Origin of the sequence: Pseudomonas sp. MF6747 (assembly GCF_963890955.1) — a bacterium.
In the GTDB taxonomy this organism is placed as follows: Bacteria; Pseudomonadota; Gammaproteobacteria; order Pseudomonadales; family Pseudomonadaceae; genus Aquipseudomonas.
The window spans coordinates 78679-103215 of record NZ_CAWPSZ010000004.1 but is presented as its reverse complement, the minus strand read 5'-3'; the positions used below and the strand labels follow the sequence as shown (position 1 = coordinate 103215).

At 61.9% G+C, this 24537-nt stretch carries 22 protein-coding genes; 10 read left to right on the top strand and 12 right to left on the bottom strand.

Annotated features, from left to right (window positions below; genetic code table 11):
- The 5 genes from AACW30_RS05560 to AACW30_RS05540 are packed head-to-tail and all read left to right on the top strand — an operon-like array spanning window position 1 to window position 5294.
- On the top strand, window positions 1–534 hold the full coding sequence (locus AACW30_RS05560; RefSeq protein ID WP_106578825.1) for a Csu type fimbrial protein: 534 nt from the start codon (window positions 1–3) through the stop codon (window positions 532–534).
- A 5-nt stretch (window positions 535–539) separates the two neighbouring features.
- Complete coding sequence (locus tag AACW30_RS05555) at window positions 540–1040, top strand: Csu type fimbrial protein (RefSeq protein ID WP_371924160.1); 501 nt, start codon at window positions 540–542, stop codon at window positions 1038–1040.
- 27 nt (window positions 1041–1067) lie between these two features.
- On the top strand, window positions 1068–1853 hold the full coding sequence (locus tag AACW30_RS05550; RefSeq protein ID WP_200624429.1) for a fimbrial biogenesis chaperone: 786 nt from the start codon (window positions 1068–1070) through the stop codon (window positions 1851–1853).
- A gap of 41 nt (window positions 1854–1894) precedes the next feature.
- Window positions 1895–4288 carry a fimbria/pilus outer membrane usher protein gene (locus tag AACW30_RS05545; RefSeq protein WP_200624428.1) on the top strand — a complete coding sequence of 798 codons (2394 nt, stop codon included), beginning with the start codon at window positions 1895–1897 and terminating at the stop codon, window positions 4286–4288.
- Window positions 4289–4304: 16 nt separating this feature from the next.
- Window positions 4305–5294, top strand: coding sequence for a Csu type fimbrial protein (locus AACW30_RS05540; RefSeq protein WP_372239727.1), 990 nt, complete (start codon window positions 4305–4307; stop codon window positions 5292–5294).
- Here the strand turns inward: AACW30_RS05540 and AACW30_RS05535 are convergent.
- Entirely contained in the window at window positions 5291–6028 is a 738-nt protein-coding gene (locus tag AACW30_RS05535) for an anti-sigma factor family protein (protein ID WP_119739808.1), read from the bottom strand. The two genes, AACW30_RS05540 and AACW30_RS05535, sit on opposite strands and share 4 nt — an antisense overlap.
- Entirely contained in the window at window positions 6025–6531 is a 507-nt protein-coding gene (locus AACW30_RS05530) for a sigma-70 family RNA polymerase sigma factor (protein WP_106578821.1), read from the bottom strand. The genes AACW30_RS05535 and AACW30_RS05530 overlap by 4 nt, the downstream gene beginning before the upstream one ends.
- A 168-nt stretch (window positions 6532–6699) precedes the next feature.
- On the opposite strand from AACW30_RS05530, the gene AACW30_RS05525 reads away from it, so the two are divergent.
- A complete protein-coding gene (locus tag AACW30_RS05525) occupies window positions 6700–7782 on the top strand; it encodes a catalase family peroxidase (protein WP_200624427.1) in 1083 nt (360 codons plus the stop codon).
- Window positions 7779–8318 carry a cytochrome b gene (locus AACW30_RS05520; protein ID WP_106578819.1) on the top strand — a complete coding sequence of 180 codons (540 nt, stop codon included), beginning with the start codon at window positions 7779–7781 and terminating at the stop codon, window positions 8316–8318. The genes AACW30_RS05525 and AACW30_RS05520 overlap by 4 nt, the downstream gene beginning before the upstream one ends.
- Before the next feature lie 18 nt (window positions 8319–8336).
- Here AACW30_RS05520 and AACW30_RS05515 read toward each other — a convergent pair whose 3' ends face one another.
- Together AACW30_RS05515 and AACW30_RS05510 are read right to left on the bottom strand one after the other, a co-directional pair.
- On the bottom strand, window positions 8337–9488 hold the full coding sequence (locus AACW30_RS05515; protein WP_179608751.1) for a M14 family metallopeptidase: 1152 nt from the start codon (window positions 9486–9488) through the stop codon (window positions 8337–8339).
- A 464-nt stretch (window positions 9489–9952) separates the two neighbouring features.
- Window positions 9953–10303 (bottom strand): DUF6124 family protein, encoded by a 351-nt coding sequence (locus tag AACW30_RS05510; protein ID WP_106578817.1) that lies wholly within the window; start codon window positions 10301–10303, stop codon window positions 9953–9955.
- A 130-nt stretch (window positions 10304–10433) separates the two neighbouring features.
- Here AACW30_RS05510 and AACW30_RS05505 point away from each other — a divergent pair, with 130 nt between their 5' ends.
- Window positions 10434–11069, top strand: a complete 636-nt coding sequence (locus tag AACW30_RS05505) for a LexA family protein (RefSeq protein WP_200624426.1) — start codon at window positions 10434–10436, stop codon at window positions 11067–11069.
- Here AACW30_RS05505 and AACW30_RS05500 read toward each other — a convergent pair.
- Genes AACW30_RS05500 through AACW30_RS05485 form a run of 4 tightly spaced genes read right to left on the bottom strand, consistent with a single transcriptional unit; the run spans window position 11066 to window position 16591 of the window.
- Window positions 11066–12991, bottom strand: a complete 1926-nt coding sequence (locus tag AACW30_RS05500; RefSeq protein ID WP_200624425.1) for an acetyl/propionyl/methylcrotonyl-CoA carboxylase subunit alpha — start codon at window positions 12989–12991, stop codon at window positions 11066–11068. The two genes, AACW30_RS05505 and AACW30_RS05500, sit on opposite strands and share 4 nt — an antisense overlap.
- Window positions 12988–13794 (bottom strand): gamma-carboxygeranoyl-CoA hydratase, encoded by an 807-nt coding sequence (locus AACW30_RS05495; RefSeq protein ID WP_106578814.1) that lies wholly within the window; start codon window positions 13792–13794, stop codon window positions 12988–12990. Before AACW30_RS05495 ends, AACW30_RS05500 begins: the two co-directional genes overlap by 4 nt.
- Window positions 13795–13809: 15 nt before the next feature.
- A complete protein-coding gene (locus tag AACW30_RS05490) occupies window positions 13810–15417 on the bottom strand; it encodes a carboxyl transferase domain-containing protein (protein ID WP_200624424.1) in 1608 nt (535 codons plus the stop codon).
- Between the two features lie 10 nt (window positions 15418–15427).
- The gene (locus AACW30_RS05485) at window positions 15428–16591 is read right to left on the bottom strand and encodes an isovaleryl-CoA dehydrogenase (protein WP_106578812.1); all 1164 of its coding nucleotides are present in this window, start codon (window positions 16589–16591) and stop codon (window positions 15428–15430) included.
- Window positions 16592–16754: 163 nt separating this feature from the next.
- Here AACW30_RS05485 and AACW30_RS05480 point away from each other — a divergent pair, with 163 nt between their 5' ends.
- A complete protein-coding gene (locus AACW30_RS05480; protein ID WP_200624423.1) occupies window positions 16755–18392 on the top strand; it encodes an AMP-binding protein in 1638 nt (545 codons plus the stop codon).
- A gap of 674 nt (window positions 18393–19066) precedes the next feature.
- On the opposite strand, the gene AACW30_RS05475 is transcribed toward AACW30_RS05480, so the two are convergent.
- The 3 genes from AACW30_RS05475 to AACW30_RS05465 all read right to left on the bottom strand — a co-directional run bounded on the left by AACW30_RS05475 (window position 19067) and on the right by AACW30_RS05465 (window position 21588).
- Window positions 19067–19966 carry a hydroxymethylglutaryl-CoA lyase gene (locus AACW30_RS05475; RefSeq protein ID WP_106578958.1) on the bottom strand — a complete coding sequence of 300 codons (900 nt, stop codon included), beginning with the start codon at window positions 19964–19966 and terminating at the stop codon, window positions 19067–19069.
- A 16-nt stretch (window positions 19967–19982) separates the two neighbouring features.
- On the bottom strand, window positions 19983–20375 hold the full coding sequence (locus AACW30_RS05470; RefSeq protein ID WP_106578810.1) for a MerR family transcriptional regulator: 393 nt from the start codon (window positions 20373–20375) through the stop codon (window positions 19983–19985).
- 277 nt (window positions 20376–20652) lie between these two features.
- The gene (locus AACW30_RS05465; protein WP_017136514.1) at window positions 20653–21588 is read right to left on the bottom strand and encodes a LysR family transcriptional regulator; all 936 of its coding nucleotides are present in this window, start codon (window positions 21586–21588) and stop codon (window positions 20653–20655) included.
- Window positions 21589–21754: 166 nt separating this feature from the next.
- Between AACW30_RS05465 and AACW30_RS05460 the strand changes: the two genes are divergently transcribed.
- Complete coding sequence (locus tag AACW30_RS05460) at window positions 21755–22984, top strand: acyl-CoA dehydrogenase (RefSeq protein ID WP_106578808.1); 1230 nt, start codon at window positions 21755–21757, stop codon at window positions 22982–22984.
- A 147-nt stretch (window positions 22985–23131) separates the two neighbouring features.
- Here AACW30_RS05460 and AACW30_RS05455 read toward each other — a convergent pair whose 3' ends face one another.
- A complete protein-coding gene (locus AACW30_RS05455; protein ID WP_200624422.1) occupies window positions 23132–24457 on the bottom strand; it encodes a substrate-binding domain-containing protein in 1326 nt (441 codons plus the stop codon).
- Between the last annotated feature and the right edge of the window lie 80 nt (window positions 24458–24537).

Below are 24537 nucleotides of genomic sequence, written 5' to 3'. Positions count from 1 at the left end.
ATGCATGCACTTGTATCGAAAGCAGTTTTTCCATTGATGGCGCTGGTGTGGGTATCGGGTACGCAGGCGGCCACGGTCGCCGGCACCGTCACCGCAACGCTGGTGCTGACCAGCAGCTGCCAGGTCAATGGTGCGGCGGCCACCGGCGGGATGAGCTTCGGTAACCTGAACTTCGGTACGGCCAACAGCCTGTTCACTGAAGCCGACGGCCAGGTGCTGGGCGGCGGCGGTGGCGCGTTGTCGATTCTGTGTTCGGCGGGCACTTCACCGACGCTGACCGTGTCTGCCGGCGCCAACGACGGCAAGTCTGTGGGCGGTGGTCGCGCGCTGTACGACGGTGTGGCCAATTACGTGCCGTATGACCTGTTCACCGACAGTGGCCATTCCAATTTGCTCGCCATCGGTGGGGTGATCAACCTGGCACCCAGCACGGGCGTGGCTCAGGCCGTGAATATTTACGGTAAGGCCAACGGCAAGGCCGGGCTGCCGGCCGGGACTTACACCGACACGGTCAACGTGACGCTGACGTTCTAAGTGCCATGAGCCGGGCAGGGTGGGCGGCGTGTGTGGTGTGCATCGGCTGGGGCATGCCGGTGTCGCTGCTGGCGGTGACCAGTCAGTCGTTCCAGGTCAGCGCGACCATCACCCCTGGATGCCTGGTGGTGGGTGGCGGGACGAACTACGGCAGCCTGGCCTTCGGCACTTATTCGGCCCTGGCGACCAGCACGGCGTCTGTCGCACTCACGGGGGGCGTGACCTTGCAATGTACGCCGGGGGTTGCGCTGAGCATGAGTGTCGATGGCGGTTTGCACAACAACAGCGGTCGGCGGATGCAGCTCAATAGCGGCACTGCTCAAGTGGCTTATCAGCTGTTTCGGGACGCGGCGTTCAGCCAGAGCCTGGGCATCAGCCAAAGCGTGAGCGTGGCCTACACCAACGCAGCCAGTATCACCTTGCCGATTTATGGGCGAGTGCAGTTACCGGGTAATACGCCTGGGGGGACGTACAGCGACACGTTGCAGGTGCAGCTGTCGTGGTAAGGCGATTGGCAATGAGGAGTAAGACTTATGTATGCAGCTTCCCGGCACTGGTGGGCAGCAGGTTTGAGCGCGTTGTGGGCGTTGACGGCAGGGCAGGCGCACGCGGCCAGCTCGGTGCTGATCTGGCCGATTGACCCGGTGCTGGAGGCCGACCAACAGGCCAGCGCCCTGTGGCTGGAAAATCGCGGCACGGAGACCGCCAACCTGCAAATCCGCGTGTTTGCCTGGACCCAGAGCGGTTTTGATGAGCAGTACCAGAACCAGCGCGACGTGATCGGCAGCCCGCCGGTGGCGAAAATCGAGCCGGGGCAGAAACAGCTGGTGCGCCTGACCCGGACCAAAGAGGTGCCGCCGGGCCGGGAACTGGCCTACCGGATCATCATCGATGAAATCCCCCCGGCCGCGCCGCCTGCGGCCCCGGCTGATGGCAAGACGGCCGCTGCGATTCGCTTCCAGATGCGCTATTCGGTGCCGCTGTTCGCCTATGGCCCGGGCCTTTGGAGCAAGGTAGATGGCACCCGCGAGCGCGACCCCAAAAGTGCCGGCAAGCCGGACCTGAGTTGGAAAAAGTTCACAGTGGGTGGGCGCAACTACGTCGAAATGCGCAACCAGGGCGCCGTGCATGCACGCTTGACCGACGCCACGTTCAAACAGGGCGGTCAGCCGCGGCCGCTGGTGGAAGGCCTGATGGGCTATGTGCTGCCGGGCGCAACCATGCGCTGGCCGGTGCCGGAGGGCCTGCCGGCTGATCAGCCGCTGCAGGTGCGAGTCAATGGTGCGACGCAATTGGAGAACCTTGCACCGGGGCGATAAATCAGTGCGGTAGGGCATGGAGCAGCCCCTGGTGTTAACGGATGGAGATGTCCATTGATGGACACAAAGCCTTGGTGAGCCATGAACGGGCGAGAGGTTTATGGCGATCGGTGTGGGTGGTGAGTGGCCTGTCTGGCCTGGTGCTTGCGGCGCCGGGTGTGGCCGCTCCATTGCCGCCCCCTCCCAGCAGTATGGAGGCTGTTGCCGATGCGCAGTTGTTTCTGGAACTGGTGGTCAATCAGATGGATACCGGGCGCGTGGTCGCCGTCAATCAGCGTGCCGGGCAGTTGTTCTTGCCGGCGTCGGTGTTGCAGGAAATCGGCATGAAGCTGCCGGGTGAAGTGCCCGCCGAGGTTGCGCTGGAAAACCTGCCAGGCATGCACACCGATTACGACAGCCAGGGCCAGCGCCTGATGCTCAGCGTGCCACCGGCCTGGTTGCCGGAGCAATTTATCGGCAACCGCAACAATTACCCGCGCACCCAGGCGCTGACCAGCTTTGGCGCGCTGCTCAACTATGACGCCTACCTCAACGACACCGATGACGCCGGCACCTACCTCGGCATCTTCAACGAAGTCAGGTTGTTCGACACCTGGGGCACCTTGTCCAACACCGGCCAGTACCGCACCACGCTTGGCCGGGAGACAGCCGGCGGCAGCCTGGACAACGGCTATCGGCGTTATGACACCACGTGGCGGTTTTCCGACGACGAGCGCCTGCTGACCTATGAGGCCGGCGACGTGATCAGCGGTGCCTTGCCGTGGAGCACCTCGGTGCGTCTTGGCGGTGTGCAGGTGTCGCGCGATTTTGGTGTGCGTCCGGATTTGGTCACCTACCCGCTGCCACAGTTTGCCGGTGAGGCCGCCGTGCCGTCGTCGGTGGACCTGTTTATCAACGGCTACAAAACCAGCAGCGCCGACCTGCAGCCTGGGCCGTACACCCTGACCAACGTGCCGTTCATCAACGGCGCGGGTGAGGCGGTGGTGGTGACCACCGACGCCCTGGGCCGGCAGGTCTCGACCACGGTGCCGTTCTACGTCACGAGTACGCTGTTGCAAAAGGGCTTGTCGGACTTTTCGGTGGCGGCGGGTAACCTGCGCCGCGACTACACCGTGCGCGATTTTGGCTACGGCTCCGGCGTGGCGAGCGGCACGTTTCGGTACGGGCTGTCGGATGCGTTTACCCTGGAAAGCCACGCCGAAGCCGCGGGTGACCTGGCCTTGGGCGGTGTCGGCGGCAACCTGCGCATGGGCAACTTCGGCGTGCTCAATACCGCCGTCAGCCAAAGCCAGTTCGACGGGCGCACAGGCCAGCAACTGAGCCTGGGCTACCAGTACAGCAATCAGCGTTACAGCGTGTCTTATCAACGGGTAGAGCGCCGCGATGAGTACGCCGACCTGAGCCTGGTCGACACGCCCTATGCCAGCCTCAGCAAGCGCAGCCAGCAAGCGACCTTGAGCCTGAACCTCTACGATTTCGGCAGTTTGGGCGTGGGGTATTTCGATGTGCAGGCGGCGGATGATTCTCGCACCCGCCTGGTGAACATGACCTGGAGTAAAGCGCTGTGGCGCAACAGCAGTTTCTACCTGTCGGCCAACCACGAGGTCGGTGACAGCAGTTGGGCAGTGCAGGCCCAAGTGGTGGTGCCCTTCGACATCTACGGCAGCCTCAGCGTGGGCAGCGAACGCAGCAAAACCGGACAAAGCCAGCAGCGCGTCAACTACAGCCGGGCAGTGCCGGCCGAGGGCGGCGTGGGCTTTAACCTGGGTTACGCCAGCGGTGACGGGCCGGCTTATCGGCAGGCCGACCTGACCTGGCGCTTGCAGTCGGTGCAGTTGCAGGCCGGCGTGTATGGCAACCGCGACGCCGAAACCCGCTGGGCGGATGCCAGTGGCTCGCTGGTATGGATGGACCACCACGTGTTCGCAGCCAACCGTGTCGACGATGCGTTTGTGGTGGTGAGCACCGATGGCGTCGGCGGCGTACCGGTGCGCTACGAGAACCAAGTGGTGGGTGAAACCGACCGCAACGGGCACTTGCTGGTGCCGTGGACCAGCGCCTACTACCGGGCCAAATACGAGATCGACCCGCTGAACCTGCCGGCCAACATGCAAGTGCCCAACGTCGAGCAGCGCGTGGCCGTGCGCCGGGGCAGTGGCTACCTACTGGAGTTTCCGGTGCGCCGGGTGCTCGCGGCGAGCATCACCCTGGTCGATGCCCAGCATCAGGACTTGCCCCTGGGCAGCCAGGTGCGACACGAGCAAAGCGGCGCGCTGGCGGTGGTGGGGTGGGACGGGCTGGTCTACCTGGAAAACCTGGCGGCCCACAATACCTTGCAGGTCACCGTCGGCGATGGCCAGACCTGCCAGGCGACGTTCGAACTGGATACCACACAGGAGCAGGTGCCGCTGATCGGGCCACTGGTGTGCCAATGACATAAGGAGTGTGCGTGTGCAGGTCAAGGATTGGCTGTTGCGGTTATTGCTGTTGGCGAGCCTGGGCGTGTCGGTGCAGGTGCAGGCGGTGTGCACGGTGGGCGCCACCGTGCCGGCCAGTTTCGGCACCACGGTGAGTTCTATGACCGTGCGCACCACCTCCCAGCCGAGTTCGACCACCAACGCTGGGTTGAGCTGCACGCCGGCGCTGCTGTCAGTCTTGACCTCCAATGACCATTTCTATGCGACCGTCACCGGCTCCTCGCAAGGCGGCCTGGTCGGGCCGACCGGGGATGTCATCAGCTATACGATCTACGCCAACAACACCACCGCGTTCCCAATGACGCGCGGCACCGCGTTCGATTTTGGCGGCAGTGGTGGCATTGCCGCCTCCCTTGGCCTGGTGTTCGGGCCGGGTACCAAAATTGTGCCGCTGTATTTCGCCACCACCGTCGGCAGTAACGTGGCGGCAGGTGTGTACACCGAAACCCTGAGTATCTTCTGGAACTGGAACTACTGTTCAGGCATTGGCATTGGTGGGATTTGCGCGGGCCGCGAGATCAACAACGGCACGACCACGCTGAATGTGAGCATGACCGTGGTCAATGACTGCCAGATCACTACGCCCGCCATCGCCTTTGGCAGCGCGCCGGTGGTCAGTGCATTTTCCACCGTCAACGGGCAGGCCAGCGTTGCCTGCACCAAGGGCAGCGCCTACACCGTGGGCCTCAGTGACGGGCAGAACCCGGTGAGTGTGGGTGGCCGCCGGCAGATGGTGTCCGCCGGTAACTTCCTTGCTTACGACATCTTCAAGAGTGCCAGCACAACCCGCTGGGGCAGCGTGGGCACGGCGCGTCGGGCCAGTTCAACGGCCGAGGTCAACCCTGGCAACGGCCTGGGCACCGGCAGCCAGGTGTTCAACTACAACGCCAAGGTCTACACCGACCAGACCACGCCGCCGGGCGGCACCTATCTGGACAACGTGGTGCTGGACGTGGGCTTTTAGAACTTCATCATCTGCGTGGTTGGTTGATCCACCGGGCTGACCATCGCGTAGTTGTAGCCGCTGCCGGACCAGTACTCGGCCTGCAAACCATCGGCGCTGCGGCTGCCGCGGGGCAGAAAGCCGTTTTCCGGGCCAGGCGGGCGGATGTAGAAGCTGATGCGCCGGCCCTGCGGGTCTTCGTACAGCACCATCGCGGCAGCGCCCTGCTCAGTGGTGAGCAAGCGCCCGCTGACCGGCTTGAAACCTGCCTGGCTCAAGTCCGGCAGGCGGTGCGCCTGGTTGAAGTAGCGATCCAGCCAGGCCTGCATCGAGCCGCCGTCCTGGGCGTTGTAGTCGGCGGGCATGATGCCGTCCTGGGCAAACAGGCGGAACGCTTGCATGGCGTCGGCCATCGGCAACAGGGCAGGCTGGGTCGCTTCGCGGGCGTGCCAGCCGCCAAAACCGCCCAGGCTGACGGCGATCAACAACACGGCAGCCGTGGCGAAGTGGCGACGCGATTGGTGTTTGATGCGTTGGCGAATCAGCGCCGGGTCCAGCGCGGGGTTGGTCGGTTGTTGCAAGGCCCCGCTCAATGACGCGCGCAGTGCTTGCGCATCCTGTTGCCAGGCATGCACCTGGGCAGCGACGTCGGGGTGGGTCGCCAAGTAGGTTTCAAGCACGCGGCGATCGCTCTCCAGCAGTTGGTGATCGACGTAGGCGTGCAAATCGCGTTCGCTGGGGGGCAGGCTGATCATTTGAGTATCCGCAGGGAAGGGCTGGCAATTTCGCCATCACTGAGTTGGCGCAGGGCCTGGCGCGCCCGGGACAAGCGCGACATGACGGTGCCGACGGGCACCTCAAGGATGACGGCAACCTCCTTGTAGCTTAAGCCTTCGACCGACACCCAGAGCAACAGGGCGCGCTGTTCGGTGTTGAGTTGGTCAAAGGCCTGCAAGGCCGATTGGGCCATCACCGTGCGCTCCACCGAAGGTTGCGCGTCGTCACGGCCGGTGAAGAAGTCGAGCATGCGCGCGTAACGCCGGCTGCGGCGGTGGGCGTCGAGGAATTGCCGGTAAAGAATCGAGAACAGCCACGCGCGCAAGTCGCCTTCGATGCGTTTGTCGGCCCATCGGGTGATTGCGCGTTCCAGGGTCGACTGCACCAGGTCGTCGGCGCTGCTGGTGTTACGGGTCAGGGACACGGCAAAGCGCCGCATCCTGGGGATCAGTTCACGTAACTGTTCGTCGAGTTCATGCATGGGAATCTGGCTGGTCGTTACGCTGGGACTAGAGAGACGTCTGACGTTGAAGGTTATTCCCAAGCCTGAAAAATAAACACAGGGCGTGGGAATAGAGCGGATCGGCGTTCGTCTTAATGCTCCGACCTTATGTTTCACCGCTTAGGCCTCTGGCCCTGGAGTCACTTCATGGTAGATCACTCATCACCGCCCCGTCCTCCGTTGAGTACCGCGAGTCTGATCGCACGGCTCGCCGGTATCGGTGCCGTGGTTGCCGTTGTTGCCGGGGCATTTGCCTACGTCAACGGCACCCTCGACCCACAGCGCCTGCGCCCCAAAACCCTGGTTAATGCCCTGGAAACCAATAACGGACTGCACCCTGGTTTTCGCCGCAACCATGCCAAGGGCGTGTGTGTGGCGGGTTACTTCGAGAGCAGCGCCGAGGCGCGGGCGTATTCCAGTGCCCAGGTGTTCAGCGAAGCGAGAACGCCGGTGATCGGCCGATTTGCCTTGCCCAGTGGCAACCCTTACGCGCCGGACAGCAGTGTGCCGATCCGCAGTTTTGCCTTGCAATTGAGCCAAGCCAACGGCCAGCAATGGCGCACCGGGATGAACAGCATGCCGGTGTTTCCGGTGGGCACGCCTGAAGCCTTTTACCAGATGCTCAAGGCGGGCGCGCCAGACCCGGCCACCGGCAAGCCGAACCCGGCGGGCATGCCGGCGTTTTTTGCCGCGCACCCGGAGACTGCGCCGTTCCTGGCGTGGGTCAAGACGGCCAAGCCGTCGGCCAGCTATGCGACAGAGACCTACAACGGCATCAATGCGTTTTATCTGGTCAGCGCTGACGGCAAACGCCAGGCAGTGCGTTGGGGCGTTGTGCCGCAGAGCCAGGATGCAGCGGGCGATACCGCACCGTCGGGCAGTGACTTTCTTGAAAAAGACCTGGTGCAGCGCCTGGCGTCCGGCCCGCTGCGTTGGCAGCTGAACATGACCCTGGCCAACCCTGGTGACCCGCTGGACGATGCGAGCAAAACCTGGACCGGCGAACACAAGGTGCTCAACGCCGGAACGCTGGTACTGCAGAGCAGCCAGCCGCAAGCGGACGGCGATTGCCGCGATATCAACTTTGATCCGCTGATTTTGCCCAGTGGTATCCAGGCCTCCGACGACCCGCTGCTGGCAGCGCGTTCGGCAGCCTACGCCAGCTCGTACGTGCGTCGTGCCGGTGAAGTCAGCCCGCTGCACAGCGCCCCTCAGGAGTCGAAGCCATGAATGTTCAACCACGCTATTTCGCGCCGCTGGCGCGGGTGCTGCATTGGCTGATGGCGCTGATGGTCATCGCTATGTTGTTTATCGGTGCGGGCATGGCGGCGTCGGTGTCGGAGCGCCATGAGTGGCTGATCCACCTGCATAAGCCACTGGGGATTGCGATTCTGGCGCTGGTGATCGTGCGGCTGGTGGTGCGTTTTTCCACTCGGCAACCGCCGCTGCCTGATGATTTGCCGCTGTGGCAAAGGTTGGCCGCCAAGGCCTCTCATGTGCTGTTGTACGCGTTGATGCTGGTGTTGCCGCTGCTGGGCTGGGCGATGATTTCGGCGGCGGGTGACCCGGTAATGCTCAGCAGTTCAGTGCAGTTGCCGGCGTTGGTGGGGGCGAATGCGCCGTTGTTTGCGGTGTTGCGCAAGGCCCACGGGTATCTGGCGTATCTGCTGTTTCTGACGGTGCTGTTGCACCTGGCGGCGGCGCTGTTTCACGGGTTGATTCGCCGTGACGGCGTGCTGCAAAGCATGACCGGCACCAAGGACTGATGCCGGGGGCGGGACGGTTTAGCGCAGTGCCGTGACGATATCGGCAACCGTGCTCAAGACGTCCTTGCCCAGCTGTTTGGAGCGCTCACCTGACCAACCGGTTTTCGGGTTGGGCGCATCGTCGTTGTCCTTAAAGGGCATCTCCAGGGTCAGCGACAGACAGTCGAATTTCTCTCCGACGGCATTGCAGGCCAGCGTCATGTTGGCCTCGCCCGGCAGGTCGCGGGTGTAACCGTGGGTGGTTTGGAAGTCGCGAGTCAGCGCGCTCAAGTGGCTGCGGAAGTGTTTTTCCAGCGCTTCGAGGCGAGGCGTGTAGCCTGGGTTGCCTTCGCAGCCGGCGGTGAACACGTAGGGGATTTCTTCGTCGCCGTGAATATCGAGAAACAGATCGACGCCGTATTTTTCCATCTGCTGCTGGGCGAACAGCACTTCAGGGCTGATTTCCTGGCTGGCGCTCTGCCAGGCACGGTTGAGGTCCTGGCCCATGGCATTGGTGCGCAAGTGGCCGTGGAAGGCGCCGTCGGGGTTCATGTTGGGGATCAGGTACAGGTCAGCGACGGACAGCAGTTTTTTCAACTCGGCGTCACCGTCCTGTTGCAGGCGTTCTATGACGCCTTCCATGAACCATTCGGCCATGTGCTCGCCGGGGTGCTGCTGGGCGATGATCCAGACCTTGCGCTGGCCCTCGCCACCCTTGCCGCGGCGCAGCAGTTGGATATCTCGGCCTTCAGCACTTTTACCGGTGGCGAGTAACTGGGTGCCGGCGCGGGTCACGGCCTGCTCGATCAAGGCGTCGTGACGTTCGCGGCTGTAGGGTTCGAAGTAGGCGATCCAGGCTTGTTTTTCGCGGGTTTCCAGGCTGATGTGCAATGTTTCGCCATCAAAGCGCGTGGGGACGCGAAACCAGTTGATATGGTCGTAGGACGCCACGGCGTTGTAGCCGCTCCAGGCATTTTTGTAAGAGGACTGACTCGCGTTACTCAGGCGGAAGGTGTGGGTGTGGCCCACGTGCATGCCTTCGGCCTTGAAGTGGAACCACTGGAAGTGTGCGCTGCGGGTGTCGGGTTTGATCGCCAGCAATAACTGATAGGCATCACTCGCATCCAGAACCTGGATGTTGCCACTGTCGAAGTCGGTGCTGATCTTGATGGAGGTCAAGGCCACGGTCATAGTCTGATTGCCTGAATATGAGTGTTGTGGCGGATATCTTACACAGGAGTCAGGCAAAATCTTGATGCAATATTTTTGCACGGAGGAGGGGGCATCATCCTTGACGCAGCAGCAGCTTAGAATCTATGAGATTGATTCTCAAGCGCTATTTCCGAAAGATCGGGGCTAGAGCGCTCGTTCGGCTTTCTTTTGACGATGGTCTTTTGCTACCATGCGCGCCATCAAGCAACACACAGTCTTCATTAGCCTGAAGCCATGCCAGGGAAACTGGCAAAAAAAAGACCCGGCCAAAGAGCCGGGTCAAAAACCGTGATTAGCCTGATGAGGAGATATTCCAAGAGTCCGACCTAAGGTCCCTTGGTCTATCGACTGATCTCGCGATCAGCTGAGCCCAATAATAATCATTATCATTTGCAAGTCAAATGTTTTTATCCGCGGGATAGAAATATTTTGCGTTGTGTCTGTTATGCGCTTGCCTGAGCCACCGGCGACTGCAGCGTCCGCTCCACCATCACCTTCGCCATATCAATCAAATACACCACTGAAAACGCCAGGTCCCGCTGGTTGCCCTGCCGACTGCTTGCCAGTTCGTAGGCCGCCGCTGCCGCGCTGCGTAACAGCTCCGAAGCATGCACCAGTGCATCCTCGTGGCTGACGTTGGGCTTGATGTCGAAGAAACACTCGTCCGGGAGCGGTGCCGACACATCGTCTTTCAAGTAATGATCCAATGCGCGCTGAGCCGCGCCGCTGGTGCGCAGCCCCGACAGTTGTTCGGTTTCAGCGGTGCCGGGCAGTTGATACGGGCGGGTCGTCATGAGGGTGGTTACTCTGAGTGAATGTCGAAAACCTGCGTCCGATACTAATACGAATCGTATTTATGTCATTTGATGGATTACTACAAACTGTTTATTGTCGTGGCCTCTGCACAACGTATTGTCACCGCCCATGGATAACTGGATAGCGTTGGTCAAAGCCAACATGAAAGACCGCAAGGTCACGCAGGATGAACTGGCTGAACGCCTGGGCATGTCCCAGGGTGGCGTGGGCCATTGGCTCAACAAGCGTCGCGTGCCAAGCCTGGCGGACATGAACCGGGTACTCGCCGAGTTAGGGTTGGAGTATCTGGAGGTTGCGCTCGAAATTCGGCCGAAAGCCGATCAGGCGCCGACCCTGGAAAAACACTACAACCCGTATTTTCGCTACCCGGTCAGCGACTGGAAGGGCGTCTGCGAAATACGCGAGGAGCGCCCGGCCTACGGCGCCGCGCGTTTTGAGTTGACCGATTACCACGCCCGGGGCGAAGCCTACTGGCTGCCTGTGACGGGAGATGCGATGACTGCCCCCAGTGGTTTGAGTATTGGCGCAGGCATGTTGATTCTGGTGGACCCGGCCATTGATGCCGAACCCGGCAAACTGGTGGTCGCCCAATGGGCCGACAGCCCCCAGGCGACCTTTCGCCAGTTAATGGAAGAAAGCGGCCAGCGCTACCTGGTGCCGCTCAATCCCACTTATCCCAAGCAGCTGTTTACCGATGACTGCCGAATCCTCGGCGTTGTCGTGCAAGCCACGGCGAAGTTTTAATCCGCTGTTTCCAGCGCCACCAGGGCACTGCCTTCGGCAACCATTTCACCTTCCTGGTAAAACAGCGCCTTGACCACGCCGGCGTGCGGCGCGCGAATGCTGTGCTCCATCTTCATCGCTTCCAGTACCACCAATTGTGTACCGGCTTCGACGGCCTGGCCGACTTCCACCAACACCCGCACGATGCTGCCGTTCATCGGCGCCGTGAGCCCACCCTGATGAGATTGGTTGGCCTCGACCGCTGCAATCGGGTCGAACAGGCTCACTGCATGCATCTCGCCGTCCCAGCGCAGGTACACGCAACCTTCGCCGCGTACCGCCAGATGGGCACGGCGTACGCCGTTGTGCTCAAGCCACAACTGCTCGCCACGTAGCTGCGCAGCGCCTCCACCCAACGTCACCCGTCGATCCTGCGCGCCGCTGCTCAAATGCAGCGAGACCTCGGCAGGCAGACCCGCGCGAAAACCCCGCGTGTCCGCCCACGGCCCATCACCTGGTGGCAGACTCTGCATAAGCGCTGAGCCTGCGGCCTGCCAGAATTCGTCGCTGAATTCGCCCGGCACCGGCAACAACTCAGCCTGGTAGCGCGGAATAAACCCGGTATCCAATTCAGCCGCCGCAAACGCCGGATGGCCGATGATGCGCCGCAAAAAGCCAAGGTTGGTCTTGAGCCCACCCACCGCGAACTCATCGAGCATGCTCAACAAACGCAGGCGCGCCTGTTCACGGTCTTCGCCCCAGGCAATCAGTTTGCCCAGCATCGGGTCGTAGAACGGCGAAACGCTGTCGCCTTGTTCTACCCCGCTGTCGACGCGACGGCCCGGGCCGGGTGCGCTTTCGCGGTACAGCGCGAGGCGCCCGGTGGCCGGCAGAAAATCATTGGCCGGGTCTTCGGCATACAAGCGCACTTCAATCGCGTGCCCGATCAAGGGCACCTGGTCCTGGGTGATCGGCAGCGGCTCGCCGTGGGCGACACGGATCTGCCAGGCCACCAAATCGAGGCCGGTAATCGCCTCGGTCACCGGATGTTCCACCTGCAGCCGCGTGTTCATTTCCATGAAGAAAAACTCGCCACGCGCGTCGAGCAAAAACTCCACCGTGCCCGCGCCCACATAACCGATGGCCTGGGCCGCGCGCACGGCGGCTTCGCCCATGGCTTTGCGCTGCGCAACGCTCAGGCCCGGCGCCGGCGCTTCTTCCACGACCTTTTGATGGCGACGCTGAATCGAGCAGTCGCGCTCATTGAGGTACAAACAGTGGCCATGCTGGTCGGCAAAGACCTGGATTTCCACATGACGCGGCTTGATCAGGTATTTCTCCACCAGCATCTGCCCGTTGCCAAACGACGACAGTGCCTCACGCTGTGCGGAAGCCAGGGCCTCGGCCAGTTGGCTGACGTCCTCGACCACCTTCATGCCCTTGCCGCCGCCCCCCGCAGTGGCTTTGAGCAGCACCGGATAGCCGATGCGCTCACAGGCCGCGCGGAAGGTGTCCAGGTCCTGAGCTTCACCGTGGTAACCCGGCACCAGCGGCACGCCGGCCTTTTCCATCAGCGCCTTGGCGGCCGATTTGCTGCCCATTGCATCAATGGCCGAGGCGGGCGGGCCGAGGAAGATCAACCCGGCCGCTTCAATCGCGCGAGCAAAACCGGCGTTTTCCGATAGAAACCCATACCCGGGATGGATCGCCTGGGCGCCGCTGGCTTGGGCGGCGGCAATCAGCTTGTCGATTTGCAAGTAACTGTCGGTGGCCTTGCTGCCACCCAGGTCGACACGGATGTCTGCCTCGCGGCTGTGGCGCGCATCACGGTCGATGGCGCTGTGTACCGCCACGGTGGTCAGGCCCATGGCCTTGGCGGTGCGCATCACTCGGCAGGCAATTTCGCCGCGGTTGGCCACCAGCACAGTTGTCAGTGGGCTCATGAACGCGGCTCCTGTGCTTGCCAGCTGGGCGGGCGTTTTTGCAGGAAGGCGCGCAAGCCTTCCTGGCCCTCGGCGCTGACGCGAATCCGCGCGATGGCGTTTTCGCAATAGCGGCGCAACGCCGGGGTGAGGGCGCCGTTGCCCACTTCGCGCAACAAGTCCTTGCTGGCGCGCATCGCCGCAGGGCTGTTGAGCAGCAGGTTGGCGATCCAGTGTTCGACGTGCTGATCCAGCTCACCGGCGGGGTAACTTTCTGCCAACAGGCCAATGTCGCGTGCTCGCTGGCCGCCAAAACGCTCAGCGGTCAGGGCATAACGCCGCGCCGCACGTTCGCCGATGGCCTGCACCACGAACGGGCTGATCACCGCCGGAGCCAAGCCGATGCGCGCCTCCGACAGGCAGAACTGCGCGTCATCGGCGCCGATCGCCATGTCGCAGCAACTGATCAAGCCCAGCGCGCCGCCATAGGCCGCGCCCTGCACAACGGCCAGGGTCGGGATTTTCAGCTTGGCCAGGTTGTACATCAACTCCGCCAGCTCGCGGGCGTCGTCCAGGTTGGTGTGGTAGTCCAACTCGGCCGATTGCTGCATCCACGCCAGGTCGGCACCGGCACTGAAGTGCTTGCCGCGCCCGCGCAGCACCACGAAGCGCAGCGACGAATCGCCCTGCACCTGGTCGAGCGCGATGATCAGTTCGCGGATCATTTCGGCGTTGAACGCGTTGTTCTTGGCTTCGCGGCTGAGCCACAGCGTGGCAAAACCACGGCGGTCGGTGATCAGCTCGAGGGTGTTGAAATCGCTCATGGGGTACAGCTCCATTTACATGCGGAACACGCCGAAGCGGCTCGGCTCGATGGGGGCGTTCAGCGAAGCGGACAAGGCCAGGGCCAGCACGTCGCGGGTCTGCAGCGGGTCGATGACGCCGTCATCCCACAAGCGCGCGCTGGAGTAATAGGGATGGCCCTGGGTTTCATACTGGTCGAGGATCGGCTGCTTGATCGCAGCTTCCTCTTCGGCGCTGAAGTCTGCGCCGGCGCGTTCGGCTTGTTCACGCTTGACCTGCACCAGCACGCCGGCCGCCTGTTCGGCACCCATCACGCCGATGCGGGCATTGGGCCACATCCACAAAAAGCGCGGGTCGTAAGCCCGGCCGCACATACCGTAGTTACCGGCACCAAAGCTGCCGCCGATGATCACCGTGAATTTGGGCACCTTGGCACAGGCCACCGCGGTGACCAGCTTGGCGCCGTGCTTGGCGATGCCGCCGGCTTCGTATTTCTGGCCGACCATGAAGCCGGTTATGTTCTGCAAAAACAGCAGCGGAATCCCGCGCTGGCAGGCCAGTTCGATAAAGTGCGCGCCTTTTTGCGCGGCTTCGGCGAACAGAATCCCGTTATTGGCCAAAATCGCAATCGGGTAGCCATGCAGGTGGGCAAAACCACACACCAGCGTGGTGCCAAACAATGCCTTGAATTCATCGAACACCGAGCCGTCGACCAGCCGCGCGATCACTTCGCGCACATCAAACGGCTGCTTGGCATCGGCCGGGATCACGCCGTAAAGCTCTTCGCTGCTGTACAGCGGCGCCACCGGCGGGCGTTGCAGCAACTGGCCCTGTTTGCGCCAGTTGAGGTTGGCCACACTGCGCCGGGCCAGGGCCAGCGCGTGTTCATCGCTGTCGGCATAGTGGTCGGCCACACCGGAGATCTTGCAGTGCACGTCGGCGCCGCCCAGGTCTTCAGCGCTGACCACTTCGCCGGTCGCCGCTTTCACCAGCGGCGGGCCGGCGAGGAAGATGGTCGCCTGCTGACGCACCATAATCGCTTCGTCCGCCATGGCCGGCACATAGGCACCGCCCGCGGTGCACGAGCCCATCACCACCGCAATCTGCGGGATGCCCTGGGCGCTCATGTTTGCCTGATTGAAGAAGATCCGCCCGAAGTGATCGCGATCCGGGAAGACCTCATCCTGACGCGGAAGGTTGGCGCCACCGGAGTCCACCAGGTAAATGCACGGCAGGCGGTTCTGCTCGGCGATGGTCTGCGCGCGCAGGTGTTTTTTTACCGTGAGCGGGTAGTAGGAGCCGCCTTTTACCGTGGCGTCGTTGGCGACGATCATGCATTCGACGCCTTCTACGCGGCCGATCCCGGCAATCACCCCGGCCGCCGGCACGTCTTCGCCGTACACCTGATGGGCCGCCAGTTGGCTCAGTTCAAGGAACGGCGAGCCCGGGTCGAGCAAACGATTGATCCGCTCACGGGGCAGCAGTTTGCCGCGCGACGTGTGCCGCTCCTGAGCCTTGGCGCCACCGCCTTGCTGCACGTGGGCGAGCAGGCTGTGCAGGGCGTCGACCTGTAGGCGCATGGCTGCGCTGTTGTCGGCAAATTCTGCCGAGCGCGGGTTGAGTTGGGTGTGCAAGGTGGCCATGGGCGCTCCTTCAGCGGGTTTCGTTGAAGAGTTCGCGGCCGATCAGCATCCGGCGAATCTCACTGGTGCCGGCGCCGATTTCGTACAGCTTGGCGTCACGCAGCAGGCGCCCGGCGGGGAATTCGTTGATGTAACCGTTACCGCCCAGAATCTGAATGGCGTCCAAGGCCATTTGTGTGGCGCGCTCGGAGCTGAACAGGATGACCCCGGCGGCATCCTTGCGCGTGGTCTCACCGCGCTCGCACGCCTGCGCCACCGCGTAGAGGTAGGCGCGGCCGGCATTGAGCTGGGTGTACATGTCGGCGACCTTGCCTTGGATCAGCTGGAATTCGCCGATGCTCTGGCCGAACTGCTTACGGTCGTGGATGTAGGGCACGATCAGGTCCATGCACGCCTGCATGATGCCGATCGGGCCGCCCGCCAGCACCACGCGTTCGTAGTCCAGGCCGCTCATCAGCACTTTCACGCCGCCATTGAGTGCGCCGAGGATGTTTTCTTCGGGCACCTGCACGTCATCGAAAAAAAGCTCGCAGGTGTTGGAGCCGCGCATGCCGAGCTTGTCGAACTTGTTGCTGCGGCTGAAGCCTTTCCAGTCGCGCTCGACGATAAATGCAGTGATGCCGTGAGGGCCTTTCTCCACGTCGGTCTTGGCGTAGATCACGAAGGTGTTGGCGTCGGGGCCGTTGGTGATCCAGGTCTTGCTGCCGTTGAGCACATAGTGGTCGCCGCGTTTTTCGGCGCGCAGTTTCATTGAGACCACGTCGGAGCCGGCGTTCGGCTCGCTCATGGCGAGGGCGCCGATATGTTCGCCGCTGATCAGCTTCGGCAGGTATTTGAGCTTCTGTTCGTGGCTGCCGTTACGGTTGATCTGGTTGACGCACAGGTTCGAGTGAGCGCCGTAGGACAGCCCGACTGACGCCGAGCCTCGGCTGATTTCTTCAATGGCTACCACGTGGGCCAGGTAGCCCAGGCCGGCGCCGCCGTACTCTTCCGGCACCGTAATGCCGAGCAGGCCCATGTCACCGAACTTGCGCCACATATCGGCGGGGAACAGGTTGTCACTGTCGATTTGAGCCGCGCGGGGCGCGATTTCCTTGGCCACGAAGGACTGCACCTGGTCGCGCAGCATGTCGATGGTTTCGCCGAGGGCGAAGTTCAGGGACGGGTAACTCATGGACAGGCACCTTAATGTGAGCTTTGTTGTTGTGTGGTTAAGCGCCGGGGAGGGCGCTCACCTTTACGTTAACGTAAGCTTGCGTTGCGAGGCTGTCAATCGTAGTTTACGTTTACGTCAAGCAGCCGCCGTCCACCTTACAAAAAAGACAAAAGGGGTCGTTATGGATCAATCGAATCAGAGCTACAGCCGTGGCGCTCAGGACAAGGCCTTGCTGGCCATGACCATAGGCCAGGCCTTCGATAACACGGTCTCGCGCTACCCCGAGGGTGAAGCGTTGGTGGTGCGCCATCAGCAACGCCGCTACACCTGGCGGCAACTGGCCGAGGCGGTTGATTTGCACGCCCGTGCGTTCCTGGCCCTGGGCATGCAAACCGGCGACCGCCTGGGCATCTGGGCGCCCAATTGTGCACAGTGGTGCATCACCCAGATTGCCAGCGCCAAGCTTGGCGTGATCCTGGTCAACATCAACCCGGCTTACCGCAGCAGTGAGCTGGAATACGTGCTCAAGCAGTCCGGTTGCCAATGGCTGGTGTGCGCCGGGTCATTCAAAGGCTCCGATTACCACGCCATGCTGCAGGCACTCAGCCCCAACCTGGGCGCCATGATCAGCCTCGATCCCAACCCACCCCAGGGTTTTTTGTCCTGGTCGCAGCTGGCGGCCCTGGGCGCTGGCGTCCCGCCCGAACAACTGCACAGCCGCCAGGCCAGCCTGCATTTCGACCAGGCCGTGAACATTCAGTACACCTCCGGCACCACCGGGTTTCCCAAGGGCGCCACCCTCAGCCATCACAACATTCTCAACAACGGTTACATGGTTGGCGAAAGCCTGGGCCTCACGGCGCACGACCGGCTGGTGATCCCGGTGCCGTTGTATCACTGCTTTGGCATGGTCATGGGCAACCTTGGCTGCATCACCCACGGCACCACGATGATTTACCCGAATGACGGCTTTGATCCGCTGCTGACCCTCAGCGCCGTCGCCGAAGAGCGCGCCACCGGCCTCTACGGCGTGCCGACCATGTTCATCGCCATCCTCGATCACCCCCGCCGCGGCGAATTCGAGCTGACAAGCTTGCGCACCGGGATCATGGCCGGGGCCACATGCCCTATCGAGGTGATGCGCCGCGTCATCAGCGAACTGCACATGGGTGAAGTGCAGATTGCCTATGGCATGACTGAAACCAGCCCGGTGTCACTGCAAACCGGTGCCAATGATGACCTCGAGCGCCGCGTCACCACCGTGGGCCGCACCCAGCCGCAGTTGGAAAACAAGATCATCGACACCGCCGGCAATACCGTCGCGCGCGGTGAAATCGGCGAGCTGTGTACGCGCGGCTACAGCGTCATGCTCGGCTACTGGAACAACCCCGATGGCACCCGTGACGCCATCGATGACGCGGGCTGGATGCACACCGGCGACCTGGCGACCATGGATGAACACGGTTACGTGTGTATCGCCGGGCGCAACAAGGACATGATCATTCGCGGTGGCGAAAACGTGTACCCGCGCGAGCTCGAAGAGTTTTTCTTCACCCACCCGGCGGTGGCAGATGTGCAAGTCATTGGCATCCCGGATGAGCGTTACGGTGAAGAGATCGTCGCCTGGGTCAAGTTCCATCCGGGCCATCTGGCCAACGAGCTGGAGCTTCAAATCTGGTGCAAGGGGCGCATCGCGCACTTCAAGACGCCCAAGCATTTCAAATTCGTGGAAGAGTTTCCGATGACGGTGACGGGCAAGATCCAGAAATTTCGCATGCGCGAAATCTCGATCGCGGAGCTGAAAAGCCAGCCCAACTGACAACCCTAACCCATCTGGCAGCGGGCTTGCTCGCGACTGCGCAGGGTCAGCCTGCTCATCTGACACTGACACACCGCCTTCGCGAGCAAGCCCGCTCCCAGCTTTTTGATCGGTGCCCGACAAGCATTTGTCGAATCCCGGAAAGCACAAAGGGGACCCGAAGGTCCCCTTTAATTTGTCGTTGCGTGCTCTTTTTTATTATTGAGGGGCGGCCTGTTGTTGTTTTTAGCAGCCGTTACCCTTTACCGCTGTTTTGGGCGACCCCCATCCGGGGTCAAGAGCAAACGTATTTTTTTGAGCGCTGATCTGCTTCTTCGTTACCGATCCAACCAGTGGCAGCTACCTGAGGTAGTTTTATTTTTCTCTAACCGGTTGCGGGTTTCGGCATGCCGTACCCTGCGAAGCACATCTTCTCCAAAAAAATCTGTTAGCTGCGTCTCTGCCGTGTTGTTTTTGTTATGTCAGAGTCGTTTCGTCTTATTTTTATTAGGTTTGGCGCTTTTTATTCTTGTTATGCGATAGAGATAGCAGAAGCCGTGCCAACTTTTTAAATTCCTTATAAATCAATGGCTTGAATTTTTGGTAGGAAAATACCTACGGCGAATGCGACAAAATATGTTCCCGTGTTACTCGATATGTAGCCGTGCGGTAACACATTGTCACAGCCGCTCTACTCAACTGGCGTTACGCGCCTTGGCAACCCGCGACCCGGTAGGCCGGCCAAGCACGCTGCTGATTTGCTGGCCCGCGAGAATCAGCGCCTGCAGGTCGATGCCGGTGTCGATACCCAGGCCGTTGAGCAGGTACACCACGTCTTCCGTCGCCACGTTACCGCTGGCGCCCTTGGCGTAAGGGCAGCCGCCGAGGCCCGCGATGGAGCTGTCGAACACCGTGATCCCTTCCAGCACACTGGCGTAGATATTCGCAATCGCCTGCCCGTAGGTGTCATGGAAGTGCCCGGCCAGCTTGTCCCGTGGCACCTGCGCGCCGACCACCTCAAACAACCGCCGCGTAGCGCCCGCCGTGCCGGTGCCGATGGTGTCGCCCAGGGAAACTTCATAGCAGCCCATGGCATACAACTCGCGTGCGACCGCCGCGACCTGTTCCGGCGCGATGTCACCTTCGTAAGGGCAACCCAACACACACGACACATACCCGCGCACGCTGACGCCGTGCTGCCTGGCCGCCGCCATGATGGGCGCAAAGCGCTCCAGGCTTTCGCTGATGGAGCAGTTGATGTTGCGCTGGGAAAACGCCTCGGACGCGGCCGCAAACACGGCGACTTCCTTTACGCCAGCGGCCACGGCGTCTTCAAAACCTCGCAGGTTCGGTGCGAGTGCGCCGTAGGTCACACCGGGTTTGCGCTGTATTTGCGCAAACACTTGCGCCGACCCGGCCATCTGCGGCACCCACTTGGGCGAGACAAAGCTGCCCACTTCGATATAGCTCAAGCCCGCGTCGGTCAGGGCATCCACCAGTTGGACCTTGTCGGCCACGCTGATGGGCTGGGCTTCGTTCTGCAGGCCGTCGCGCGGGCCGACTTCCACCAGGCGTACGTGTGAGGGGAGGGGCATGATGGCTACCTTATCGTTATTGGCCAACCTGGCTCATGGTCTGCGCCAGGGCCTGGGTGCAGCGCTCTTCGGCGGTGTCCAGTTCCAGCTTCATCTGTTCGATATCCAGCAGTTGTTGCTCAAGCTGCTCACGGCGTTCGGCGATTTTGGCGAGCATGCTGTTGAGCTGGATGTGGTTGCCGCTGCTGGGGTCGTAGAGTTCGATCAGCTCGCGGCACTCGGCCAGGGAAAAACCGATGCGCTTGCCACGCAGGATCAGTTTGAGGCTGACCTTGTCGCGCGCCGAGTAGATGCGCTCCTGGCCCCGGCGTTCCGGGGCCAGCAGGCCTTGTTCTTCATAGAAGCGAATGGCGCGGGTGGTGATGTCGAGCTCGCGCGCGAGGTCGGAGATGCTGTAAGTCGTGCTCATGGGGGCGCTCAAGAAGGTCTTGGCGCTAAGCTAATGTCAGGTTGACGTAAACGTCAAGCTGCCTTTCCAACCTTATGAGCGGGCGTGTTGTGGCGAGCAGGCTTGCCCTGCGTTGGGGGGGACGCGCCCGCAATAAATATTGATTCAATTTTCAGCAAAAACGCGGCGCTGGGGGTTGGGGCTGCTACGCAGCCCAACGCAGGGCAAGCCTGCTCGCCACACAGAGCCTGTTTGCCACAGAGAGCCTGCTAGCCACAAAAGGTCTGCTTGCCACGGGTCAGGCTTGCTTGCCGTCGAGCTTCTTCTCATGCGCCGTGACCTGTTGGCACAACTCAATCATTTGCTCGCGCATCCAGCGGTTGGCCGGGTCCTGGTCGGTGCTTTCGTGCCAGTACAGGTGGGTTTCCACCGGCGGCACGTCATTAACCGGCAGGTTGAACCAGTGCAATTCATGACGGCGGGCGAAGCGCTCGGGCACGGTCATCACCATGTCGGTCTGCTGCAACACTTGCGAGGCCATCAGGTAATGCTGGGAGCGCAGGGCGATCTTGCGCTGGATACCCATCTTGCCCAGCGCCAGGTCCACATGGCCCAGGCCGTTGCGGCGGCTGGAAATATGGATATGCGTCAGCGACAGGTAGTCATCCAGCGTGAATTTGTCCTTGCCCGCCATCGGGTGACCCTTGCGCATGGCGCACACGTAGCGGTCTTCCATCAGCTTGACGTGGCGCACTTGCGGGTCGGTGTTAAGCGGCGCATCCACGGCAAAATCCAGGCGCCCGGCCGCGAGCTCCTTGGTGGTTTCGCGGCGTTTGGACAGGAAACTCTCGATCACCACTGTCGGCGCCAGGCGGCGCAGGCGCTGGAACAACAGCGGCAGAATCACCGCTTCGGTGAGGTCGGTCATGCTGATGCGGTAGGTCTTGGCCGCCTGCTGCGGGTTGAAAATCCGGCTTTCCTGCACCGACACCCGCAGCAACGACAACGCATTGCGCACCGGGCCGATGATGTTCTGCGCCATCGGCGTGGGCACCATGCCTTGGGCCGTGCGCACGAACAGCGGGTCATTGAAGGTTTCGCGCAAGCGCGCCAGCGCGTTGGACACCGCCGGCTGGGTAATGCCGACGATCTGCCCGGCACGGGTCAAGTTGGCTTCGGTGTAGATCGCGTCGAAGACAATAAAGAGGTTGAGGTCGACCTTGCTCAGATTCATTTCGTTGCGCTCTTATTGTTAGGTGGCGATTTGTCAGGTGTTCAGGCGTCGATCATATATCGGTGATGAATGTTAATACACGCCGAGAATAGGCTAGGTAAATTATCAGCGCTGTTCTAGCATCGATTGCATGACCTAAACAACCTCTCAGAGAAGGGAGCTGCTCATGGATTTCGCCTATTCGCCCAAGGTTCAGGAACTGCGTGAACGCGTCACCGCATTCATGGACGCTTACGTTTACCCGGCCGAGCCGGTGTTCGAACGCCAGGTCAGCGAAGGTGATCGCTGGCAGCCCACCGCCATCATGGAAACGCTGAAAGCCAAGGCGAAGGCCGAAGGCCTGTGGAACCTGTTCCTGCCCGAATCGGAACTGGGCGCCGGCCTGACCAATCTCGAATACGCACCACTGGCCGAGATCATGGGCCGCTCGCTGCTGGGCCCGGAGCCGTTCAACTGCTCCGCCCCCGACACCGGCAACATGGAAGTGCTGGTGCGCTACGCCAACGAAGAGCAAAAACAACGCTGGCTCGAGCCGTTGCTGCGCGGCGAGATTCGCTCGGCCTTTGCCATGACCGAGCCGGACGTGGCGTCTTCGGACGCCACCAACATGGCTGCCCGCGCCGAGCGCCAGGGCGATGAGTGGGTGATCAACGGCAAAAAATGGTGGACTTCCGGCGCCTGCGATCCGCGCTGCAAGATTTTGATCTTCATGGGCCTGAGCAACCCGGATGCGCCACGTCATCAGCAGCACTCGATGATCCTGGTGCCAGTGGATGCCCCCGGCGTCAAAATCGTGCGCCCATTGCCGGTCTTCGGTTACGACGACGCCCCGCACGGCCACGCCGAAGTGCTGTTCGACAACGTGCGCGTGCCGTACGAAAACGTACTGCTCGGCGAAGGTCGCGGCTTCGAAATTGCCCAGGGTCGTCTTGGCCCAGGCCGTATCCACCACTGCATGCGCTCCATCGGCATGGCCGAGCGCGCGCTGGAACTGATGTGCAAACGCTCCGTCAGCCGCACCGCGTTCGGTAAACCGTTGGCCCGCCTGGGCGGCAATATCGACAAGATCGCCGACTCACGGATGGAAATCGACATGGCCCGTCTGCTGACGTTAAAAGCGGCGTACATGATGGACACCGTGGGCAACAAAGTTGCGAAAAGCGAAATCGCGCAGATCAAGGTGGTGGCGCCGAACGTGGCGTTGAAGGTCATCGACCGCGCCATCCAGATTCACGGCGGCGCCGGCGTTTCCAACGACTTCCCGCTGGCCTACATGTACGCCATGCAACGCACCTTGCGCCTGGCCGACGGCCCGGATGAAGTGCACCGTGCGGCAATCGGCAAGTTCGAGATCGGCAAGTACGTGCCCAAAGAGCTGATGCGCAGCGGGCAGTAAGTGTGGCGAGCGGGCTCTGCCCCGTGTAGGGCTGCGCAGCAGCCCTAAAACCCTGCGACCGGTTCTGCCTGGAAGCGTGATTATGGGGCTGCTTCGCAGCCCAACGCGGGGCAAGCCCGCTCGCTACGCAGGCGTGCTCGCCAGGCGTCAGTGCACCCAAACCTCCACTCGCCGATTTTTGATCCGGCCCTCATCCGCCGTGTTCGCCGCCACCGGCATCTGCGCGCCGAACCCGAGAATATCGCGCAGCACCACGCCGTTCCTCACCAGTTCGCGGCGCACCGCCATTGCCCGCAATTTCGACAGTAGCGCGGCGCGTTGTGGGTCATTCTTGGCGTCGCCAAACCCTACGAGCGTCACCTGCTTGTCGAGCTTGTCGTGGCTTTTCAGGTACGCCACCACCCGCTGCAGATCCTGGCGTGCCTTGTTGTCGAGGCTGGCGCTGCCCTCTTCGAAGCGAAAATTCACGCTCAATCGCTGGGCCTCACGCGCGATGGCTTGATAGTCCGCAGGCATCGACGGGCGCGGCTCCACGCTGATCGCCTGCACCTGCTGCGCGATAAAACCGTTGGCTGCAACAATCGCCTGGCCTTTGCTGCTCTGGGTGAAGTCCACGAGCGCCTTGGCCCACGGGTTGTGGCTCGATGGCGGCAGGTAAAAGAACAGTCGGCGTGACAGCGGGTAGTCCTCGGTGGCAATCAGACTGTTCAACGGCAACATCGGTTGTGAGTCTCCATCGACGATTGCCACGGCCTTGGCCTGGCGCACATACGGCAGGCCGATGAAGCCGATGCCCTGAGCGTCCTGGCTTACGGCATCGGACAGTTGCTCACTGGACTCAAAACGCTTGGCAGGCGCCAGGGGTTTACCGCGCAGGCGTAGCACCAGTTCCTTAAAGGTGTCGTAGGTGCCGGACTGATCATCCCGGGCATACAAATGAATCGGCCCGCCGATGCCACCCAGTGCCTCCCACGTGTCGACTTCGCCATTGAAAATTTGCGCCAGTTGCTCGGTGTTCAGGGTATTCAACGGGTTTTTCGGGTTAAGGATAATCGCCAGGCCATCAATCGCGATCACTTGCTCAGCCTCGGGGCTTTTCAGGTCGCCCAAGGGTTCAAGGTCCACCAGTTCGCTGTCCTTGATCGGGCGCGACGACGCGGCGAGGTCGGCGCTGAGGTTTTTCAGCGCGGCGAACCCGGTACTGGAGCCGTGGGCCGCCACCTCGATGGTGACCGTCCTGCCTTGGCGGGTCTTGCCGATCACGCGCTGTTCATTGGCGCCGTCGCCCGGTTCACTGTGCACCGCCTGCACGCCCTGGTGTTGCATCATGCCCATGACCAGCGCGGGCCCGAGCGCGGCGCCAATGGTGTTGGAACCCTGGATGCGCAACGCGGGGCCTTGGTCGGGAACGGGCAGGGGAGCGGCAACTGCGTAGAGGGGCAGGATCAACAGAAGCAGAACGCGCAGCATCATGCCGGCACCTTCTTAAGCCAAGGGGAGTGCCGGGAGATTAAGTCAGTAAGGTTTCAACGGTGTGACTGGCACACAACCAA

Bases quoted from the DNA above. Each gene is read 5' to 3' on its own strand.
- AACW30_RS05560 (WP_106578825.1), top strand. From the start codon at position 1: ATGCATGCACTTGTATCGAAAGCAGTTTTTCCATTGATGGCGCTGGTG.
- AACW30_RS05555 (WP_371924160.1), top strand. From the start codon at position 540: ATGAGCCGGGCAGGGTGGGCGGCGTGTGTGGTGTGCATCGGCTGGGGC.
- AACW30_RS05550 (WP_200624429.1), top strand. From the start codon at position 1,068: ATGTATGCAGCTTCCCGGCACTGGTGGGCAGCAGGTTTGAGCGCGTTG.
- AACW30_RS05545 (WP_200624428.1), top strand. From the start codon at position 1,895: ATGGAGATGTCCATTGATGGACACAAAGCCTTGGTGAGCCATGAACGG.
- AACW30_RS05535 (WP_119739808.1), bottom strand. From the start codon at position 6,028: ATGATCAGCCTGCCCCCCAGCGAACGCGATTTGCACGCCTACGTCGAT.
- AACW30_RS05530 (WP_106578821.1), bottom strand. From the start codon at position 6,531: ATGCATGAACTCGACGAACAGTTACGTGAACTGATCCCCAGGATGCGG.
- AACW30_RS05525 (WP_200624427.1), top strand. From the start codon at position 6,700: ATGGTAGATCACTCATCACCGCCCCGTCCTCCGTTGAGTACCGCGAGT.
- AACW30_RS05520 (WP_106578819.1), top strand. From the start codon at position 7,779: ATGAATGTTCAACCACGCTATTTCGCGCCGCTGGCGCGGGTGCTGCAT.
- AACW30_RS05515 (WP_179608751.1), bottom strand. From the start codon at position 9,488: ATGACCGTGGCCTTGACCTCCATCAAGATCAGCACCGACTTCGACAGT.
- AACW30_RS05510 (WP_106578817.1), bottom strand. From the start codon at position 10,303: ATGACGACCCGCCCGTATCAACTGCCCGGCACCGCTGAAACCGAACAA.
- AACW30_RS05505 (WP_200624426.1), top strand. From the start codon at position 10,434: ATGGATAACTGGATAGCGTTGGTCAAAGCCAACATGAAAGACCGCAAG.
- AACW30_RS05500 (WP_200624425.1), bottom strand. From the start codon at position 12,991: ATGAGCCCACTGACAACTGTGCTGGTGGCCAACCGCGGCGAAATTGCC.
- AACW30_RS05495 (WP_106578814.1), bottom strand. From the start codon at position 13,794: ATGAGCGATTTCAACACCCTCGAGCTGATCACCGACCGCCGTGGTTTT.
- AACW30_RS05490 (WP_200624424.1), bottom strand. From the start codon at position 15,417: ATGGCCACCTTGCACACCCAACTCAACCCGCGCTCGGCAGAATTTGCC.
- AACW30_RS05485 (WP_106578812.1), bottom strand. From the start codon at position 16,591: ATGAGTTACCCGTCCCTGAACTTCGCCCTCGGCGAAACCATCGACATG.
- AACW30_RS05480 (WP_200624423.1), top strand. From the start codon at position 16,755: ATGGATCAATCGAATCAGAGCTACAGCCGTGGCGCTCAGGACAAGGCC.
- AACW30_RS05475 (WP_106578958.1), bottom strand. From the start codon at position 19,966: ATGCCCCTCCCCTCACACGTACGCCTGGTGGAAGTCGGCCCGCGCGAC.
- AACW30_RS05470 (WP_106578810.1), bottom strand. From the start codon at position 20,375: ATGAGCACGACTTACAGCATCTCCGACCTCGCGCGCGAGCTCGACATC.
- AACW30_RS05465 (WP_017136514.1), bottom strand. From the start codon at position 21,588: ATGAATCTGAGCAAGGTCGACCTCAACCTCTTTATTGTCTTCGACGCG.
- AACW30_RS05460 (WP_106578808.1), top strand. From the start codon at position 21,755: ATGGATTTCGCCTATTCGCCCAAGGTTCAGGAACTGCGTGAACGCGTC.
- AACW30_RS05455 (WP_200624422.1), bottom strand. From the start codon at position 24,457: ATGATGCTGCGCGTTCTGCTTCTGTTGATCCTGCCCCTCTACGCAGTT.